This is a genomic window from Streptomyces hawaiiensis (assembly GCF_004803895.1).
GTDB classification, from domain to species: Bacteria; Actinomycetota; Actinomycetes; order Streptomycetales; family Streptomycetaceae; genus Streptomyces; species Streptomyces hawaiiensis.
This window is the reverse complement of record NZ_CP021978.1, coordinates 2,991,237-3,011,166: the sequence shown is the minus strand read 5'-3', so window position 1 is coordinate 3,011,166 and position 19,930 is coordinate 2,991,237. Positions and strand designations below refer to the sequence as shown.

Annotated in this window: 15 protein-coding genes; 14 read left to right on the top strand and 1 reads right to left on the bottom strand. The window is 71.0% G+C overall.

What is annotated here, in order from left to right; translation table 11 throughout:
• The first annotated feature begins 83 nt into the window (after positions 1–83).
• Positions 84–2,048, top strand: a complete 1,965-nt coding sequence (locus tag CEB94_RS13875) for a TIGR03960 family B12-binding radical SAM protein (protein ID WP_175432519.1) — start codon at positions 84–86, stop codon at positions 2,046–2,048.
• 230 nt (positions 2,049–2,278) lie between these two features.
• Here the strand turns inward: CEB94_RS13875 and CEB94_RS13870 are convergent, their stop codons facing one another.
• Positions 2,279–2,968: a GAF and ANTAR domain-containing protein gene (locus CEB94_RS13870; protein WP_246111790.1), complete on the bottom strand. Its 690-nt coding sequence runs from the start codon at positions 2,966–2,968 to the stop codon at positions 2,279–2,281.
• Positions 2,969–3,163: 195 nt separating this feature from the next.
• On the opposite strand from CEB94_RS13870, the gene CEB94_RS13865 reads away from it, so the two are divergent.
• The 13 genes from CEB94_RS13865 to CEB94_RS13810 all read left to right on the top strand — a co-directional run bounded on the left by CEB94_RS13865 (position 3,164) and on the right by CEB94_RS13810 (position 19,870).
• Positions 3,164–3,661, top strand: coding sequence for a DUF2975 domain-containing protein (locus CEB94_RS13865; RefSeq protein WP_175432518.1), 498 nt, complete (start codon positions 3,164–3,166; stop codon positions 3,659–3,661).
• Positions 3,661–3,903, top strand: coding sequence for a helix-turn-helix domain-containing protein (locus CEB94_RS13860; protein ID WP_175432517.1), 243 nt, complete (start codon positions 3,661–3,663; stop codon positions 3,901–3,903). The genes CEB94_RS13865 and CEB94_RS13860 overlap by 1 nt, the downstream gene beginning before the upstream one ends.
• Positions 3,903–4,406, top strand: a complete 504-nt coding sequence (locus CEB94_RS13855) for a GNAT family N-acetyltransferase (protein ID WP_175432516.1) — start codon at positions 3,903–3,905, stop codon at positions 4,404–4,406. The genes CEB94_RS13860 and CEB94_RS13855 overlap by 1 nt, the downstream gene beginning before the upstream one ends.
• Positions 4,407–4,505: 99 nt before the next feature.
• Positions 4,506–5,711 (top strand): phage tail tape measure protein, encoded by a 1,206-nt coding sequence (locus tag CEB94_RS13850; protein WP_175432515.1) that lies wholly within the window; start codon positions 4,506–4,508, stop codon positions 5,709–5,711.
• Positions 5,712–5,759: 48 nt separating this feature from the next.
• Complete coding sequence (locus CEB94_RS13845; protein WP_175432514.1) at positions 5,760–6,542, top strand: TIGR03936 family radical SAM-associated protein; 783 nt, start codon at positions 5,760–5,762, stop codon at positions 6,540–6,542.
• Between the two features lie 259 nt (positions 6,543–6,801).
• The gene (locus CEB94_RS13840) at positions 6,802–11,010 is read left to right on the top strand and encodes an Rne/Rng family ribonuclease (protein ID WP_175432513.1); all 4,209 of its coding nucleotides are present in this window, start codon (positions 6,802–6,804) and stop codon (positions 11,008–11,010) included.
• Between the two features lie 267 nt (positions 11,011–11,277).
• Positions 11,278–11,598: a 50S ribosomal protein L21 gene (gene rplU / locus CEB94_RS13835; protein ID WP_031130898.1), complete on the top strand. Its 321-nt coding sequence runs from the start codon at positions 11,278–11,280 to the stop codon at positions 11,596–11,598.
• Positions 11,599–11,612: 14 nt separating this feature from the next.
• Positions 11,613–11,867: a 50S ribosomal protein L27 gene (gene rpmA / locus CEB94_RS13830; RefSeq protein ID WP_042172004.1), complete on the top strand. Its 255-nt coding sequence runs from the start codon at positions 11,613–11,615 to the stop codon at positions 11,865–11,867.
• Between the two features lie 102 nt (positions 11,868–11,969).
• Positions 11,970–13,406 (top strand): GTPase ObgE, encoded by a 1,437-nt coding sequence (gene obgE, locus CEB94_RS13825; RefSeq protein WP_175432512.1) that lies wholly within the window; start codon positions 11,970–11,972, stop codon positions 13,404–13,406.
• A gap of 48 nt (positions 13,407–13,454) precedes the next feature.
• Positions 13,455–13,778 (top strand): integrin alpha, encoded by a 324-nt coding sequence (locus CEB94_RS40880; RefSeq protein WP_281292573.1) that lies wholly within the window; start codon positions 13,455–13,457, stop codon positions 13,776–13,778.
• 167 nt (positions 13,779–13,945) lie between these two features.
• Positions 13,946–15,496: an alkaline phosphatase D family protein gene (locus tag CEB94_RS13820; RefSeq protein WP_175432511.1), complete on the top strand. Its 1,551-nt coding sequence runs from the start codon at positions 13,946–13,948 to the stop codon at positions 15,494–15,496.
• 572 nt (positions 15,497–16,068) lie between these two features.
• Positions 16,069–17,565, top strand: a complete 1,497-nt coding sequence (locus CEB94_RS13815) for a bifunctional cytidylyltransferase/SDR family oxidoreductase (RefSeq protein WP_175432510.1) — start codon at positions 16,069–16,071, stop codon at positions 17,563–17,565.
• Between the two features lie 172 nt (positions 17,566–17,737).
• A complete protein-coding gene (locus tag CEB94_RS13810; RefSeq protein WP_246111789.1) occupies positions 17,738–19,870 on the top strand; it encodes a CDP-glycerol glycerophosphotransferase family protein in 2,133 nt (710 codons plus the stop codon).
• The last annotated feature ends 60 nt before the right edge of the window (positions 19,871–19,930 follow it).

Below are 19,930 nucleotides of genomic sequence, written 5' to 3'. Positions count from 1 at the left end.
GCGGCGTACGGAGGCTCCCCGCGATCGCGTTAGTCTGGATGGTCACCCCTGTCAGTTCAGTCCAGCTCACGAAGGTGCGCGACATGCCTGCCGAAGTCGCTGCGTCGGTCTTCCCGCAGCTCGAAGCTCTGCTCCCGCATGTGCAGAAGCCGATCCAGTACGTCGGCGGAGAGCTCAACTCCACGGTCAAGGACTGGGACTCCTGTGACGTCCGCTGGGCGCTCATGTACCCGGACGCCTACGAGGTCGGTCTGCCCAACCAGGGCGTCATGATCCTCTACGAGGTGCTCAACGAGCAGCAGGGCGTCCTCGCCGAGCGCACCTACAGCGTCTGGCCCGACCTCGAGGAACTCATGCGGGAGCACCACGTCCCGCAGTTCACGGTGGACAGCCACCGGCCCGTCAAGGCCTTCGACGTGTTCGGCCTGTCCTTCTCCACGGAGCTGGGCTACACGAACATGCTGGCCGCCCTCGACCTCGCCGGCATCCCCCTGGAGGCCAAGGACCGCGGCCTGGACGACCCGATCGTCCTGGCCGGCGGCCACGCGGCGTTCAACCCCGAACCGATCGCCGACTTCATCGACTGCGCCGTGATCGGCGACGGCGAACAGGCGGTCCTGGAGATCACCGCGATCGTCCGCGCCTGGAAGGCGGAGGGCCGCCCCGGAGGCCGCGAGGAGCTCCTCTTCCGCCTGGCCAAGACGGGTGGGGTGTACGTCCCCGGCTTCTACGACGTCGAGTACCTGCCGGACGGCCGTATCGCCCGTGTCGTGCCGAAGCGCAGCGGGGTCCCGTGGCGGGTCTCCAAGCACACCGTCATGGACCTCGACGAGTGGCCGTACCCCAAGCAGCCGCTCGTCCCGCTGGCCGAGACGGTGCACGAGCGCATGTCGGTGGAGATCTTCCGCGGCTGCACCCGCGGCTGCCGTTTCTGCCAGGCCGGCATGATCACGCGCCCGGTGCGCGAGCGCTCCATCACGGGCATCGGCGACATGGTCGAGCAGGGCCTGAAGGCCACGGGCTTCGAGGAGGTCGGCCTGCTGTCCCTGTCCTCCGCCGACCACACGGAGATCGGCGACATCGCCAAGGGCCTCGCGGACCGCTACGAGGACGACAAGATCGGCCTGTCGCTCCCCTCCACCCGCGTGGACGCCTTCAACATCGACCTGGCGAACGAGCTGACCAGGAACGGCCGCCGCTCGGGTCTCACCTTCGCCCCCGAGGGCGGCTCGGAACGCATCCGCAAGGTCATCAACAAGATGGTCTCGGAAGAGGACCTGATCCGCACGGTCTCGACGGCGTACGGCAACGGCTGGCGCCAGGTGAAGCTGTACTTCATGTGCGGCCTGCCGACGGAGACCGACGACGACGTCCTCCAGATCGCCGACATGGCGACGAAGGTCATCGCCAAGGGCCGCGAGGTCTCCCGATCCAACGACATCCGCTGCACGGTCTCGATCGGCGGCTTCGTCCCCAAGCCGCACACGCCCTTCCAGTGGGCCCCGCAGCTCTCCGCCGAGGAGACGGACGCCCGTCTGCAGAAGCTGCGGGACAAGATCCGCGGCGACAAGAAGTACGGCCGCTCGATCGGCTTCCGCTACCACGACGGCAAGCCCGGCATCGTCGAGGGCCTCCTCTCCCGGGGCGACCGCCGCATCGGCGCGGTCATCCGCGCGGTCTACGACGACGGCGGCCGCTTCGACGGCTGGCGCGAGCACTTCTCGTACGACCGCTGGATGGCCTGCGCCGACAAGGCCCTCGCCCCGTTCGGTGTCGACGTCGACTGGTACACCACCCGCGAACGCACCTACGAGGAGGTCCTCCCCTGGGACCACCTCGACTCCGGCCTGGACAAGGACTGGCTCTGGGAGGATTGGCAGGACTCCCTCGACGAGACGGAGGTCGAGGACTGCCGCTGGACGCCGTGCTTCGACTGTGGGGTGTGTCCGCAGATGGACACCCAGATCCAGATCGGTCCGACGGGCAAGAAGCTGCTGCCCCTGACGGTCAAGAACGCGGCGCCGGCTCCCAGTGGGCACGGGCACTGAGGGCTGGTCTGCTCGACGGCTCTCGGGAATCGCCGGATCCGCTCTCACCGTCCATCCGGTCGACGAAGCGACAGAGGGCCCCGATCCCGCGTCGCACCTCACGCGCGGGGGCTGGGAGGTGAGAGGCCCGCTCTGAGGGGGACTCGCTGAGCAGGTCGGGTTGGTGACGCTCCCCCGGGGGGCCGCCTCGGCCAGGTTCCCCCAGTTCAGAATGTGTGCTGGGGGAGCCGTCAGGTCAGGCGGCCCTCTTCGCAGACCCGCCGGGCGACCTCGCGGAGCTTGATGTTCTTCTCCTGGGAGTAGCGGCGCAGCACCTCGAAGGCCTGTTCCTCGGTGAGGCGGTGGCCGCCCATGAGGATGCCCATGGCCTCGCCGATGACGTGGCGGGTGGTCATGGCCTGTTCCATCTGGGCGTGGCTACGGGCGCTGGAGAAGGCGATCGCCGCGTGCGAGGCCAGCAGCCAGCCGGCGGTCTCGCTGTCGTCCGTGAAGGATCCCGGGTGGTGTGAGTAGAGGTCGAGCGCGCCGAGGTCCTCGTCCTCGGTGTAGAGCAGGAAGCCCATCATGCTGCCCACGCCCAGTTCACGGGCCTGTGCGGCGTAGGCGGGCCAGCGGGGCTGGTCGGCGGTGAAGTCGGCGATGCGGAACACGCGCTCCTCGGTGCTGGTGCGGGCCGCGTCGAAGCAGGGGCCCTCCGCGAGGCGCTCCTGGAGCCGGTCGCTCTCGACGACCAGGTCGTGGGTGGGGGCCAGCGTCTCCACGCGCTTGCCGTGCAGGAGGAGGATGCCGGCCGCGTCGCATCCCGCGACGTGATCCGTGGCCGCTCTGGTGATGTGCTCGAGCGTGGCGTCTACCGACTCCTGGGCGAGCAGGTCACGCGCCATGGAGGCCATCTCCCGTGCGAACACGCGCCAGTCCACTGTGGTCCTCCTCGGTCCGAGTGCTGGGCACGCATGTCTTCTTTCACGGTGCCACGTGTCGCGCGCGCCGGTCGGCAGTCGTACGCCGTGTTCGTCTTCCCGGCGTCTTCTCCTCGGGCCGCGTCGTGCGTCGCCTCTTGCGCTGCCTATCGAATCTCGATAGATTTCCATCGTTGTTCGATCGAGGGAGTGGCGATGGGGAAAGTGGCCGTGGCGGCGTTGCCTGGGGTGCTCGTGGTGCTGCTCGCAGGGTCGTTGTTCGTGCAGGCGGTGATGGTGCCGCTGCTGGCGGTCGACATGAACGGGCTCAAGCCCGAGTATGCGTATCTGCGCACCCCGATCATCGTGATCACGATCCTGGGGGTCGTGACGGCCCAGGTCGTCGTGGTCTGCGTGTGGCGGCTGGTGACGATGGTGCGTCGCGGGACGGTGTTCTCCACCGCCGCCTTCCGCTACGTGCACATCGTGATCGGCGCGTTCGTGGCGGCCGCCCTGCTGGTCTTCGCGCTCGCGGTCGTGCTCGCACCGGGCGAGGCCGTCGCTCCCGGGGTGGTCCTGCTGCTGTGCGGGGTCGTTCTGGCCGTACTGGGCGTCGCGCTGATCGTGCTCGTGCTGCGGATGCTGCTCGCGCAGGCCGTCGCCCGCGACATCGAGGCGGCCCAGATGCAGGCCGAGCTGGAAGAGGTCATCTGATGCCCATCGCCGTCGACATCGACGTGATGCTGGCCAAACGCAAGATGTCCGTGGGCGAACTGGCGGAACGTGTCGGCATCACCCCCGCCAACCTGGCAGTCCTCAAGAACGGCCGTGCCAAGGCGGTCCGCTTCTCCACCCTCGCCGCGCTGTGCGAGGTGCTGGAGTGCCAGCCGGGAGATCTGCTGCGCTGGGAGACGGACGGGGCGCCCGCCCCTACGCCCGAGCCGACAATGCCCTGATGGAGAACATCAGCATCCGCCCGGCCCGGCCCGCCGAACTCGCCGTCGTGGCCGCCCTCCGGTGGGAGTGGCTCGTCGAGAACGGCTCGCAGGAACTCGGCGAACGAGAGAACTTCGGCGAACGCGAGAACCTCGGCGAACGCGAGGACTTCGTACGGCACTTCGTCACCTGGGCGGGGGAGAACGCCGGATCCCACCGCTGCACGGTGCTCGTCCGGGACGACCGGGTCATCGGCATGGCCTGGCTCGCGGTGGTGCAGCGGGTGCCCACGCCCAGGGCGCCGCGGCGGGCCTCCGGCGATCTGCAGTGCGTGTACGTCGTGCCCGGGGCACGGGACGGCGGGCTGGGCGGGCGGCTCGTCCAGGCCGTCCTGGACACAGCCCGCGAGCTCGGGCTGGAACGCGTGACCGTCCACTCCAGTTCCCGGGCGATCCCCGCGTACGCCCGCAACGGCTTTCAGGAGTCGCCCCGGCTGCTGCAGGCGCAGGTCACCCGCTCGTGAGCCGTATGATCTTGCGGCCGGGGGGAGGAATCGCGGGAGAACGGGGCGGGACTGTGCGGTGCTGCATCCGGATGGGGCACTGAAGGCGTCTACGACGGTATGGATCTGGAGAAGCACCCCCGCGAGGGTTCCGAGGCGCGTGTCGATCCGCGCAAGCGGCCGGCCGAGCCGCCTGTCCGGCGCGAGCCCGAGGCGCCCGAGGGGTGTCTCGCCGTCGCGATCCGGATTCCCGTGCGGATCGTCGTGCTCGTCCTGGTCGTCCCCGTGCGGATGCTGTGGGACGCGCTCGTCGTGGCCGGGCGGTTCCTGAACGACGCCCTGCTCCGGCCGCTCGGCCGGGCGCTGCTGTGGCTCGGGCGGGCGGTGTTCGTCTGGCCGTTCGTGGGGCTGTGGCGCTATGTCGTCGTCCCGGTGGGCAAGGCCCTCGGATGGCTCGGGAACGTCCTCGTCGTCGTCCCTGTGGTCTGGCTGTACCGGTATGTGCTGACCCCTGTGGGGCACGCGATCGCATGGGTCGCCCGGGGGATCGGAGCCGCGGCCGGCTGGATCGCGGGGGGCGTGGGCGCCGCGCTCGGCTGGGTGTACGCCTGTCTGCTCACGCCCGTCGGGCACGCGGTGATGGGGGTGCTGAAGGGGCTCGGCGCCGTGCTCGCCGCGCTCGGCCTCGGCGTCTGGACGGCCCTGGCCTGGCTCGCCAAGTACCTCGTCGTCGTACCCGCCCTCTGGCTGTACACCTGGGTGCTCGCACCCGTCGGCCGCGCGATCGGCTGGTGCGCCAAGGGGCTCGTGTGGCTGGTGAGCACGGCCGTCACCGGCGTAGGGATGGCGCTCTACTGGATCGCCCGCATCCTGCTCGTCCTGCCCGCGCTCGCCCTCTGGCGCTGGATCCTCACGCCGGTCGGACGCGTCCTCGCCGTCATCGGGCGGGAGCTGTGGGACGCCCTCGGTCATGCATGGCGCATCGCCGGGCACATCTCGCTCGCCGTCGGGCGCTTCCTCGGCACCCTCTTGCGGTGGATCTTCGTCGAGCCGGTGCGATGGGTCTACCGCAGCGTGCTGACGCCCGTGGGGCATGTCGTACGGGACACCGTCCTGCGGCCCGCCGCCGAGGCCGCCCGCAGTGCGGGGCGGGCCACCCGGCAGGCGCTGGCCGCCGCCCGGGAGTCCGTACGTCAGGCCCGCGCCGACTTCCGGCGGATGCTCTTCGGCGAGCCGCGGCAGCCGCAGCCGGTCGACCGGAGGGAACCTTCGGGGCACGAGACACGTACTCTTGATAGCAGTACGACCGCTCTCACGAAGGACTGAACGACACTGGGCAAGCGACAGCCCGAAGGCCCGCCGCCCGCACCCGCGGTGCAGCGCATCCGACTGCGTTACACCAAGCGCGGCCGCCTCCGGTTCACCAGCCACCGTGACTTCCAGCGCGCCTTCGAGCGTGCGTTGCGCCGTGCCGAGGTGCCGATGGCCTACTCGGCCGGCTTCACACCGCACCCGAAGGTGTCGTACGCCAATGCCGCACCCACCGGCACGGGCAGTGAGGCGGAGTACCTGGAGATCGCGCTCACCGCGCAGCGCGACCCGGAGCAGCTCAGGGCCCTCCTCGACGAGTCGATGCCCGCCGGGCTCGACATCACCGAGGCGGTCGAGGCCCGCACCTCGGGACTCGCCGACCGGCTGACGGCTTCCGTCTGGGAGCTCCGGCTGGACGGAGTGCCGCCGGAGGAGGCCCGCCGGGCGGCGGACGCCTTCAACGCGGCCGAGGCCGTCGAGGTCCAGCGCCTCGCCAAGAACGGCGTCCGTACGTTCGACGCCCGCTCCGCCGTCGCGAGCCTGGAGGTCCGCGACCTCGCGGAAACGCACAGTTCGCAGGCTGATAGGCCGACCGACCAGCCCTGTGCGATACTGCGGCTGGTTGTTCGGCACGTGACGCCTGCCGTACGACCCGACGACGTCCTGTCCGGTCTCCGCGCCGTGGCCGACCTGGCGCCGCCGGTCCCCGCAGCGGTGACCAGGCTGGCGCAGGGGCTGTTCGATGCAGAGACCGGCACGGTGACCGACCCGCTCGCGCCCGACCGCGAGGCAGTCGAGGCCGACTCAACGGCCGAACCGACTGCCGCCGCGACGGCGTCGGCGTAAGGAAGGTTCCGCGTAGGGACGGACGTCGTAGCGCCGCCCTCGGACTCGGGAGCCACCTGGGTCGGGCAGCGCACCGACCAGAAGACTTTCGCCAGGCCGTACGCATTCGGCGTACGGAACCGGTGAGACAGGACACAGAGAGCTCCCGTGCGGCGCCCGCGCCCCGGACGGCGGCGACGCGCACAGCGCGAGCCGCGGACGTCACCGGCACAGCCGGACCAGGCGCGGCGCCCGGGAGCCTGACGGGAGATAAGCCCGCATGCTCGAACCGACCGAACCCACAGAGGGTTCCGAACAGAACACTCCCAGCGACACCCTGCCGCCCCGGCGGCGGCGCCGTGCCGCGTCCCGCCCGGCTGGCCCGCCCACCGGCGCTTCCGACGCGCCGGTGGAGACCGTCGCGCCGGCCATACCGGCCGCCGATGCCGAGGAACTCGCGGCTGATGTCGCAGAGGCCGACGCCGTAGCGGCCGACGAGGCCGACGAGCTCGAGGGAGCCGTCGCCGAGGCCGACAAGGCTCCCGAGGCCGTCGACAGCGACGAGGATGCCGCGCCCGCCGGGCGTAAGCGGCGTCGCGCCGTGCGTCGTGCTTCCGCGCCCGTCGGCGCTCCGGCGGCCGCTGAGGCCGCCGAGACCGTGGTCCCGGCGACCGCCGGCACTCCCGGCGCTTCCGAGCCGGACGAGGCCGCCACACCCGCCGCGTCCGCCGAAGGGAGCGAGGACGCCGCTCCCAAGCGCACCCGGCGCCGCGCCACGCGCACCGTGACCTCGCCCGTCGCCGCTCCGGAGGCGGAGGCGGAGACGGCCGAGACGGTCGCGGCACCGGCCGTGGCCGACGGCCCGCAGCCGGCGCTCGTGGCAGACGGCGCCGCCGCAGGTACCGCCGAAGGTGCCGAGGCCCTTGAAGAGGCCCCTGAAGAGGCTGCTCCGCGTCGGACTCGCCGGCGTGCCTCACGGCGGGCGTCCGCGCCTGCCGGGGCGCCTTCCGCCGCGGACGCGGTGGAGGGGAACGCCGAGGAGGCGAAGGCACCTGTGACCGAGAACCCCGCCGCCGAACCCGACCGCGCGTCCGAGGCCACCGCCTCCGAGACCGCGGCCGCCGAGCCCGCCCGCGCTGCCGAGGTCCCTGCCGAAACCGCCGCCGAGGCCGCCGAGCCGGCCGAGGAGACCGGTCCGCGTCGCCGTCGCCGGGTCGTGCGCCGGGCCGCCGGCGGCTTCGCCGAGCCTGCCCAGCCCGCCAAGGGCGCGAGGGGCTCGAAGGCCTCCGCTCGCGCGGTCGCGGCCGACAGCGACAGCGAGTCGCCGTCGCGTCCGGCGCGACCCGCCGTCGCGCTGTTCCAGGCGCCCGTCTTCACCGAGCCCCAGTTCCAGACGCCGGAGCGGGCCGCTGCCGCAGCCGCCGCCGAGGCGGTCGGGGCCGAGGAGCCCCAGGAGGCGGAGGAATCCGCGCCGGCCGAGGCTCAGCGCGAGGAGCCGACCGGCGGCTCGCGCCGTCGGCGCCGTCGCCGCGGCGCCGGCGACGAGCCCGAGACCCAGGCCCCCGAGACCGACGCCGCCGACACCGCCGACACCGCCGCCGACGAGGCGGAGGAGGCCGACGACTCCGCCGAGGACCAGGCCGACGGCGACGACCAGGATGAGTCCGAGGGCATCGGCTCGCGCCGTCGCCGTCGCCGGGGCGGTCGCCGCCGCAGGCGTGGCGAGTCGGCCGAGTCCGACGGCGAGGACGCCGAGTCCGAGCAGACCGCCGCAGCGCAGGACGCCGAGGACACCGCCGAGGAGGACGACGAGGACTCCGAGGACGCCACCGACCACGACGAGTCCGGTGGCGGCGGCTCCAGCAGCAGCCGCCGGCGCCGTCGCCGCCGTCGCCGTGCCGGTGACTCCGGCAACGACCCCGAGCCCTCCGACGACGACCCGGAGCGCACGGTCGTCAAGGTCCGCGAGCCCCGACCCAAGGCCGAGCCGTCCGACGAGGTGCAGTCCATCAAGGGCTCGACCCGTCTGGAGGCCAAGAAGCAGCGCCGCCGCGAAGGCCGCGAGCAGGGCCGCCGGCGCGTCCCGATCATCACCGAGGCCGAGTTCCTGGCCCGCCGCGAGGCCGTCGAGCGCGTGATGGTCGTGCGCCAGCACGGCGACCGCACGCAGATCGGCGTCCTCGAGGACAACGTGCTCGTCGAGCACTACGTCAACAAGGAGCAGGCGACCTCGTACGTCGGCAACGTCTACCTCGGCAAGGTGCAGAACGTGCTGCCGTCGATGGAGGCCGCCTTCATCGACATCGGCAAGGGCCGCAACGCCGTCCTGTACGCCGGTGAGGTCAACTTCGAGGCGCTGGGCATGGCTCACGGGCCGCGGCGCATCGAATCCGCCCTGAAGTCCGGCCAGTCGGTGCTCGTCCAGGTGACGAAGGACCCCATCGGCCACAAGGGCGCCCGCCTGACCAGCCAGGTCTCCCTCCCGGGCCGCTACCTCGTGTACGTGCCCGAGGGCTCCATGACCGGCATCAGCCGCAAGCTGCCCGACACCGAGCGGGCCCGGCTGAAGACCATCCTCAAGAAGATCGTCCCCGAGGACGCGGGTGTCATCGTGCGCACCGCCGCCGAGGGCGCGAGCGAGGACGAGCTGCGCCGCGACGTGGAGCGTCTGCAGGGGCAGTGGGAGGACATCCAGAAGAAGGCGAAGAACGGCGGCAACGCCCCGACGCTGCTGTACGGCGAGCCGGACATGACCGTCCGGGTCGTGCGCGACATCTTCAACGAGGACTTCTCCAAGGTCGTCGTCAGCGGCGACGAGGCGTGGTCGACCATCCACGGGTACGTCTCGCACGTCGCGCCGGACCTCGCCGAGCGGCTGTCGAAGTGGACCTCCGAGGTCGACGTCTTCGCCACGTACCGGATCGACGAGCAGCTCGCCAAGGCCCTCGACCGCAAGGTGTGGCTGCCCAGCGGCGGTTCGCTGGTGATCGACCGGACCGAGGCGATGGTCGTCGTCGACGTCAACACCGGCAAGTTCACCGGCCAGGGCGGCAACCTCGAGGAGACGGTCACCAGGAACAACCTGGAGGCGGCCGAGGAGATCGTGCGTCAGCTGCGGCTGCGCGACCTCGGCGGCATCATCGTCATCGACTTCATCGACATGGTGCTGGAGTCCAACCGGGACCTGGTGCTGCGGCGCCTGCTGGAGTGCCTGGGCCGGGACCGTACGAAGCACCAGGTCGCCGAGGTGACCTCGCTGGGGCTCGTGCAGATGACCCGCAAGCGGGTCGGACAGGGCCTGCTGGAGTCCTTCTCCGAGACCTGCGTCCACTGCAACGGGCGTGGTGTCATCGTGCACATGGAGCAGCCGACGGCCCCCGGAGGCGGCGGCAAGCGTAAGAAGCGCGCGCGTGCCGGCGCCGCCGAGCAGCCGCACGTCCACGAGGCGGCCGTCGAGACCGCCGAGGAGGAGGCCGAGACCGAGGCCGAGGTCGGTGCCGAGGTCGCCGAGCCGCTCGCGCTGCCCGAACCGGTCTTCGAGCCCGACGAGGACCTGTACAGCAGCGCCGCCGAGGCGGAGGCCGCGGCCGGCCGTGGCCGGTCGCGACGCCGGGCGAGCCGGCGGGCGTCGGCTCCGGCGGGCTCCCCGCGTGGTGAGGTGGCGGAGCCGAAGGCCGAGCAGGGCAGGGACAAGGCCCGGCGCGGCAGGGGCAGGGCCGAGCAGGCCGAGGCCGAGGTGCCGACGGCTCAGGACGTGACCGCCGAGCAGGAGGTCGCCCGTCCGGTTCAACCGGAGACGGCCGCCGAGGCGCAGGCCGAGCCGATGGCCGTGGAGGACCCGGTGGTCGAGGCCGCGCAGGCCGCTGCTGCCGCTCCGGCCGCTCCGGTCGAGGAGGCCGCGCCCAAGGGCCGTACCCGTCGGCGGGCCACCCGCAAGGTGTCCGCTCCCGCCGGTTCTCCGGCAGGGGCCGAGGCGGCCGTGGTGACGGTCGCCGAGACCGCACCCGCGGTGTCCGAGGCCGCGGAGACGCCCGAGCAGGCCGCACAGCCCGAGGCCGTCGCCGAGCCGCCCGCCGAGAGCGCCGCCCCGGCCCGTCCGCGGCGCCGTGCCGTGCGCAAGCCCACGGTGTCCACCGCGTCCGAGGAGACGGCCGTCGTGGTCGTCCCGTCGGCCGCGTCCGAGGAGCCGGTGTCCGAGGAGGCCCCGCAGGCGTCCGCGTCCGACAGTGACACCACGCAGGAGGCCGCCGAGGAGTCGGCCCCCGCCAAGAAGACGGCCCGCAAGACGGCCAAGAAGGCCACGGCGAAGAAGGCCGCCACCACCAAGAAGACGACGGCGAAGAAGACCGCAGCCAAGAAGACGACGGCCAAGAAGGCGGCGAAGACCACCAAGACCGCCGCCAAGAAGACCGCGTCGAAGAAGACCGTGGCGGCGGAGCAGTCGGCGTCCTCAGCCTCCTCCGTCTCGGCCTCCACCGACGAGGGCTGACCGGCCCCGCTGTCCGCCGGGGCGTGCGCGAGCGCGCGTACGCCCCGGCGGACGCGACCGGCGTGACCGGTCGCACAGGTGACGGGCCCGGCTCGGTTTGACCCCTTCGGCCGCGGCCCCGTAACCTTGACCGTCGGCGTGTCGATTGACGCGTCACATCCCCGTAAACCTCATCCTCCGGGCGCCGGGCGCCAGGAGAGGCCGCTCGCTGAGTCGGGCGGCTGGCCTGCGGGGGTGCCGTTTCCCGAGCTAGAGAGTGAGTTCCGCGTGTACGCCATCGTGCGCAGCGGTGGTCGCCAGCACAAGGTTGCTGTCGGCGACATCGTTGAGGTTGACAAGATTTCCACTGCCAAGGTTGGCGACTCGGTCGAGCTCTCGACCCTGCTCGTTGTCGACGGCGACGCCGTGACCAGCGACCCGTGGGTGCTGGCCGGCATCAAGGTCCAGGCCGAGGTCGTGGACCACCACAAGGGCCAGAAGATCGACATTCTGCGCTACAAGAACAAGACCGGTTACCGCCGTCGCCAGGGCCACCGCCAGCAGTACACGGCGATCAAGGTCACTGAGATCCCCGCGGCTGCGAAGTAAGGGACTGAGGAGAAATGGCACACAAGAAGGGCGCATCGTCCACCCGGAACGGTCGCGACTCCAATGCCCAGCGGCTCGGCGTGAAGCGCTTCGGCGGTCAGGTCGTCAACGCGGGTGAGATCCTGGTTCGTCAGCGCGGCACCCACTTCCACCCGGGCGCCGGCGTCGGCCGTGGTGGCGACGACACGCTGTTCGCCCTCGCGGCCGGTTCGGTGCAGTTCGGCACCCACCGTGGCCGCAAGGTCGTGAACATCGTTCCGGTCGCCTGATCGGAAGCTTTCGCGAGGCGGACCTCACTTCCCTCAGGGGAAGCGGGTCCGCCTTTCGCGTGTTAACCCAAGACATTCCCGTAGTAACTGGAGGCACATCCCATGACCACCTTCGTGGACCGCGTCGAGCTGCACGTCGCCGCGGGTAGCGGAGGCCACGGCTGTGCCTCCGTCCACCGTGAGAAGTTCAAGCCCCTCGGCGGGCCGGACGGCGGCAACGGCGGGCGCGGCGGGGACGTGATCCTCACCGTCGACCAGTCGGTCACCACGCTGCTCGACTACCACCACTCCCCGCACCGCAACGCCACCAACGGCAAACCGGGCGAGGGCGGCAACCGCTCCGGCAAGGACGGGCAGGACCTCGTCCTGCCGGTGCCGGACGGCACGGTGGTGCTGGACAAGGCGGGCAACGTCCTCGCCGACCTGGTCGGGCACGGTACGTCGTACGTCGCCGCGCAGGGCGGCCGGGGCGGGCTCGGCAACGCGGCGCTGGCCTCCGCCCGGCGCAAGGCGCCAGGGTTCGCGCTGCTCGGTGAGCCGGGGGACCTGCGGGACGTCGTCCTGGAGCTGAAGACCGTCGCCGACGTGGCGCTCGTCGGGTACCCGAGTGCCGGCAAGTCGTCGCTGATCTCGGTGCTGAGCGCCGCCAAGCCGAAGATCGCCGACTACCCCTTCACCACGCTGGTGCCGAACCTCGGTGTCGTCACGGCCGGTTCGACGGTGTACACGATCGCCGACGTGCCCGGGCTGATCCCCGGGGCCAGTCAGGGCAAGGGCCTGGGCCTGGAGTTCCTGCGGCACGTGGAGCGGTGCAGTGTGCTCGTGCACGTCCTGGACACCGCGACGCTGGAGTCGGACCGTGACCCGGTCTCCGACCTCGACATCATCGAGGAGGAGCTGCGGCAGTACGGCGGGCTGGACAAGCGGCCGCGGATCGTCGTCCTGAACAAGATCGACGTACCGGACGGCAAGGATCTGGCCGAGATGGTGCGGCCCGACCTGGAGGCGCGCGGGTACCGCGTGTTCGAGGTGTCGGCCGTGGCGCACATGGGCCTGAAGGAGCTGTCGTACGCGCTCGCGGAGCTCGTGGCGCAGTCGCGGGCCGCGAAGCCGAAGGAAGAGGCCACCCGGATCGTGATCCGGCCCAAGGCCGTGGACGACACCGGCTTCACCGTGACGTGCGAGGCCGACGGCCTGTTCCGGGTGCGCGGCGAGAAGCCCGAACGCTGGGTGCGCCAGACCGACTTCAACAACGACGAGGCGGTCGGTTATCTGGCGGACCGGCTCAACCGGCTCGGTGTCGAGCAGGAGCTGATGAAGGCGGGCGCCCGGGGCGGCGACGGCGTCGCCATCGGCCCCGAGGACAACGCGGTCGTCTTCGACTGGGAGCCGTCCATGACGGCCGGGGCCGAGATGCTCGGCCGACGCGGTGAGGACCACCGGCTCGAGGGGGAGCGGCCGGCCGCGCAGCGCCGCAAGGACCGGCAGGCCGAGCGGGACGAGGCGCAGCAGGAGTTCGACGACTTCGAGCCGTTCTAAGGCGTACCGGGTAGTGCTGCTGAGGGTTTTGCTCCTCCCCGCACCGTAATCGCCAGGCGGCCCGCGCACGCCGCCCCCGCTTCTCCGTCCGCCGCGGAGAAGCGCCACGACGACTTCAACGGCGACGGCCAGGAGGACCTGGCCGTCGCCGCCCCGCGCGGCAAGGTCGACAGGCACGCCCGGGCCGGGTACGTGGCCGCCGTGCACGGCTCGGCCAAGGGCCCCGACCTCGCCCCCAAGCAGGTCATCAGTCGACGCTCCCACCGCCACCGCCACCGGCACCGGCTCGCTCCGCTTCGGCGCGGGCACCCTCGGCACGGCCGGGAACGGCTCCTGCCTCGGCACCGGTTTCGCTCGCTGACCCCGTACTGATCACCTGTCAGACTCGCCCCGGCAACGGCTTGTTCCGATGCTGGCGGCGAGTCTCTCTTTGTCTCTTAGTTGTCATGTACGTGAACCCCGGCGTTCAGCGGGCGGACCGCCCGCGAGCGTGAAGCTTCCCCGTGTCCAAGTGGCCAGTGAGGTAAGGGAGTCAGCCGATGACCGGAGCAGTATCCCCCGACCGCCGCCGCTTTCTGACCGCCGGTGCCGCGGTGCTCGGCGCCGCCGCCTCCGCCCAGCTGTGGCTGCCGGCCGCCGCCCGCGCGGCCGAGACGCCGCTGCCCGACGGTGTGTTCAGCCTCGGCGTCTCCTCGGGCGACCCGCTGCCGGACGGCGTCGTGCTGTGGACGAGGCTCGCCCCGGACCCGCTGAACGGCGGCGGCATGCCCGACCGGGCGGTGCCGGTGGAGTGGCAGCTCGCGGAAGACCAACGGTTCAGAAAGGTCGTCCGACGGGGCACCGCCCAGGCCCGGCCCGAGTACGGGCACAGCGTTCACGTGGACGTACGCGGGCTGCGCTCGGACCGTGCGTACTGGTACCGCTTCCGCACCAGCGGGCAGCTCTCGCCCGTAGGCCGCACCCGTACCGCGCCCCACCGCCACAGCTCCGGTGGCTCCCTGCGCATGGCCCTCGCCTCCTGCCAGAACTGGCAGCACGGCTATTTCACGCCCTACGCAGACATGCTCGACCAGGACCCGGACGTCGTGGTGTTCGTCGGGGACTACATCTACGAGTCCACGCCCTCGGCGACAGGCGTACGGCGGCACGAGGGCACCGGTGAGCCCTTCAGCCTCACCCAGTACCGCAACCGGTACGCCCAGTACCGCACCGACCCGGACCTCGCGGCGATGCACGCGAACGCGCCCTTCGTGGTGACCTTCGACGACCACGAGGTGGACAACGACTTCGCCGGCGAGATCCCGCAGGATCCGGACAAGCAGCCGCACGACGCGTTCGTGGCCCGGCTGACCGCGGCCTATCAGGCGTTCTACGAGCACATGCCGGTTCGTGCCACCGCCGTCCCCACGGGTCCGCACATCCGGATGTACCGCCGCCTGGAGTTCGGCCGCCTGGCCCGGCTCAAGGTCCTGGACACCCGCCAGTACCGCAGCGATCAGGCCACCAGCCAGGCCGGCGCCCAGGACCCGTCGCTGACCATGCTCGGCGCGCGGCAGAAGCAGTGGCTGCTGAACGGGCTGCAGGACTCGCCCGCCCGCTGGAACCTCATCGCCTCCCAGATCATGATGGCCGAGACGGACCTCAAGGTCGGCGAGGGCAAGCTCTGGTTCTACGACGCCTGGGACGGCTACCAGGCCGAACGCAACCGGTTCCTCCAGGAGTTCAGGCAGGTCCGCAATCCCGTCGTGCTCTCCGGCGACCGGCACCTGACGATGATCAGCGACCTCAAGGAGGACTACGCCGACCCGGGCTCCAGGGTCGTCGGCGCCGAGTTCGTCGGCACCTCGATCTCCAGCAACGGCGACCAGGACCAGGAGGCCTTCCGCAAGGAGTGGGACCCGCGGCGCCCGGACAACCCGCACTGGAAGCTGCTGGACGCGCACCGCGGCTACCACCTCTTCGATGTCCGCCGCGACCGCATCGACGCCCAGGTCAGGGTGGTCGACACGGTCCGGCAGCCGACCGCGACCCCGAGCACGCTGGCCCGGCTGAGGGTCCAGGCGGGCCGGCCCGGTGTCGAGGTCGTCTGACCCCGCCCCTGAGGCGCATGAGCCCGGACTCCTCGGAGTCCTGGGCTCTTCGTCGTCGTACGGGACGTGCGAGCCGTGTGAGAAGTCCGACCCGGTCTCGCGGCGTATTGCTCTCGCCGAGACCGAAATGCTGCGGAATCTTGACCGGGAATTCCCCGGCAATGAGCGGCCGGGCGAGCCGTATTCACGGCCGGACCCATGAAGAACGCGTGCCGCCCGGCGCCCCGGGACGGATGGATCCGCACAGCGCGGCCCCCGTACCCGGCGCCGCGTGCGGCGGGCGTGGTGCGCGGGGCACCCTCAAAGCGCGTACCGTGCACCGGACATCGTCCAAGGAACCCGTGAGGGTCCTCGGTCACCGCTGCTCCGAGCGGCTCCCCTGTCGCTGAGCTTCTGTGCAGTTACTCACAGCGCATTTCGCGGGGCCCGCTCGGCCGTCTCACCAATCACCAGGAGTGGGAGGTGAATGAGAGGTTGCGCGCACATATGCGGTGGAGGGCGCTCACCTTGCATTGCGGTAACCACAAGTGGGACCATTTCCGAGTTCCCTGTCGCCCCAAGGTAGGTCCTCTGTGTCCCAGCACATAGCCAAGCCCCGTACCACCGCAGTGATCCTGGCCGGTGGCACCGGCCAGCGCGTGGGTCTGTCGATCCCCAAGCAGCTGCTGAAGATCGCCGGCAAGGCAGTCATCGAGCACACGCTGACCACCTTCGAGAACACCGACGCGATCGACGACATCATCGTGCTGATGGCGCCGGGCTATGTGCCCGACATCGAGAAGATCGTCGCGAAGGCCGGATTCCAGAAGGTCTCGAAGATCATCGAGGGCGGCGCCACACGGAACGAGACCACCGAGCGCGCCATCGCCGCGCTGGGCGAGGGCCTGGCCGAGGGCGAGGACGCCAACGTCCTCTTCCACGACGCCGTGCGCCCGCTGCTGTCGCAGCGCGTCATCGACGACTGCGTCGTCGCGCTGGAGCGCTTCCAGGCCGTCGACGTGGCCATCCCGTCCGCGGACACCATCATCGTCACGCGCACGCACGGCGAGGACGGCGAGTTCATCACCGAGATCCCGGACCGCTCCCGGCTGCGCCGCGGCCAGACGCCGCAGGCCTTCAAGCTGTCCACGATCAAGCGGGCCTACGAGGTCGCCGCCGGTGACCCCAATTTCCAGGCCACCGACGACTGCTCGGTCGTGCTCAAGTACCTGCCGGACGTGCCGATCCACGTCGTCGCGGGTGACGAGTACAACATGAAGGTCACCCAGCCCGTCGACGTCTTCATCGCCGACAAGCTCTTCCAGCTCGCCTCCACGGCCGCGCCCGAGCAGGTTTCCGAGGAGGCCTACCGCGAGCTGCTGACCGGCAAGACCATGGTCGTCTTCGGCGGCAGCTACGGCATCGGCAAGGACATCGCCGAGCTCGCCGAGTCCTACGGCGCCAAGGTCTACGCCCTCGGCCGCTCCACCACCGGCACCCACGTGGAGAACCCGGAGGAGGTCGACGACGCCCTGTCCAAGGCGTACGGCGAGACCGGCCGCATCGACTACGTGGTCAACACCGCCGGCGTGCTGCGCATAGGCAAGCTCGCCGAGACCGACAACGCCACCATCGAAGAGGCGCTGAAGGTCAACTACCTGGCCCCGGTGCAGATCGCCCGGTCCTCCTACAAGTACCTGTCGGAGACCAAGGGCCAGCTGCTGCTCTACACCTCCAGCAGCTACACCCGCGGCCGCGCCGAGTACAGCCTGTACTCCTCCACCAAGGCCGCCATGGTGAACCTCACCCAGGCGCTGTCCGACGAGTGGGCCGGCGACGGCGTTCGCGTCAACTGCATCAACCCCGAGCGCACCGCCACCCCCATGCGCACCAAGGCGTTCGGCCAGGAGCCCTCCGGCTCCCTGCTGTCCTCCGAGGCCGTGGCCCGCACCTCGCTCGACGTGCTGCTCTCCGAGCTGACCGGCCACGTCATCGACGTCCGCCAGCAGGACCCGACGGCCGGCGCGGCCCGGGCCTCCGGCTTCGAGCAGGCGCTGGCCACGGTGCTGGACCGGCAGGACGGCGTGTAATAATTGGCGCCAAATAGACTTCAGTAATTCAGGCCTCTGCGCCCTCCTGTTAACGGGTTTCGTCGACAGGAGTGTTCGCAGGGGCCTGAATCCATACAGTCTCGCGAATATTCACAGACCAGCCGCATTTCGAACCAAGACCGGCACACCCCTCCCAAGAGCAGGTTTCTCCGTGATATCCACCGCTATTCGCGTCGCCCGGGTGGGCAGCGCGGCCGAGCTGGCCGCGGCGGTCCTCATGGTGGCGGGCTTCCCCGCCCTCATGCTGGCCGCGCTCGTCCCGAGCGTTCCCGCCTTCGCGGCAGCGGCCGCCGTGACGTACCTGGCGGACCACTATCTGCACCGCAAGGGCAGCTACCTGATCAACCGCCTCGGCAAGGTGCGGGCCGGCCTGTCGATCCGCTTCCTGATCCGGCAGCTGCTCCTCGTCCTGCTGCTGGCCCGGCTGTCCCTGGCGGACAACCTGATCTACTACGGGGCGATCGCCTGCTTCATCGCCTTCTACGGTCTCCAGGCCCCGCACGGCGCGCTGGTCCAGCTGATACGCAACCGCCGCCGCATGCCGGTCGCCACCCGTAACGTCGACCTGAAGTCGCGCATCCGCATCCCGGACGCCCCGCCGCGCAAGCTGCTGCACCGCTCCGCCGAGAAGATGCTCCACCTCGACCTCTTCGCGGTCGCCGGCATCCTGCTCGCCGCGCAGGTGAAGTCGGCCCTGATCGGCTTCGTCGGCATCGGCGTCACGGTGGCCCTGGCCACCCTGTACGTCCTGGCGCTCGTGCCGTACGTGCGCGGCCGCAGGATCCCGCCGAAGGCCGAGAAGGTCCTGGCCGCCGTCGACGACTGGCTGGGCGAGTACAAGCCGGAGACGGTCCTGTACTTCTCCGGTTCGAAGGACTCCGCCTACCAGGTCAACATGTGGCTCGACACCATGGAGAAGCTGGAGTCCAAGCCGCTGATCATCCTGCGTGAGCGGGCCATCCTGAACAACCTGGCGCCCACCACGGTTCCCGTCATCTGCGTGCCCGGAGGGGTGCACCTGATGAATCTGGACCTGTCCACGGTGCGCGTCGCGCTCTACGCGGCCAACGTCGGCAAGAACATCCACATGCTGCGCGTGCCCACCATCAAGCACGTCTTCATCGGCCACGGCGACAGCGACAAGCTCGCCAGCGTCAACCCGTACAGCAAGGTCTACGACGAGGTGTGGACGGCCGGCCGCGCGGGCCGCGACCGCTACGCCATCGCCGACGTCGGTGTCCGCGACGACGACATCGTCGAGGTCGGCCGCCCGCAGCTCGCCCCGATCCAGACCTGGCAGGGCGTGCCCGAGGGGCCCCGCGGCGGAGCCGCTGATGGACGCTGCCCGACCGTGCTGTACGCCCCCACCTGGGAGGGCTGGGACGGCAACCCGGGCAACACCTCGATCGTGCTGGCCGGCGAGAACATCGTGCGGAAGCTGGTCGCGGCCGACCCGCCGGTCCGTGTCCTGTACAAGCCGCACCCCTTCACCGGCACCGTCAGCAAGGAGGCCGGCGCCGCGCACCGGCGGATCACCGCGCTGGTGCAGAAGGCCGCCGCGGAGCGCGCCATCAACACGCGGTTCATCGCCGACACCGCAGCCCAGGCGCAGGCCAAGGCCGAGCTGGAGCGGATCGAGGCCCGGCTCGCGCAGCTGTCCGGCTCCGGCGGGGACCGCGGCGACGAGGCCGTGGCCACCCGTGACGGGCTGGTCGACGTCGCCCGGCACGAGGAGGCCGCCCGGCTGCGCGCCGAGTGGAACGACGCCTACTGGCGTTCCTTCCCGTCCTGGGAGCACCGCGTCATCACCGGCGCCGAGCCGCGGCTGTACGACTGCTTCAACGTCTCCGACGCGATGGTCTCCGACATCTCCAGCGTGGTGTCCGACTTCATCGCGAGCGGCAAGCCCTACGCGGTCACGGACTCCGCCGAGGTGGGCGTCGAGGAGTTCAAGCGGAACAACACGGCCGTGCGTGCCGCGGTGATCCTGTCCAACAGCGCGTCCGAGCTGGGCGAGCTGCTCGGCGCGGTCCGCGCCCCGGACGCCGACCCGCTGGCCGAGGACCGCAAGGAGCTCAAGCAGTACCTGCTGGGCCCGGACGAGCCGACCTCCCTCGAGCAGTTCAACACCGCCGTCGCGAACCTCGCCCTCAAGGCCGAGACGCGCAACGTCGGGCAGGAGTCACGGGTGGCGGCCGCGGGCGCCGAGGCCGAGCTGGCGAACGCCGTGCCCGGGCAGCGGGTGTCCACCGCCGGCGACACGGACGGTGTCGGCACGGGCTGAACTGCCGTCACTGACCGAAGAGTTCGGCCCCGAGGAGCTTCTCCTCGGGGCCGAACTCTT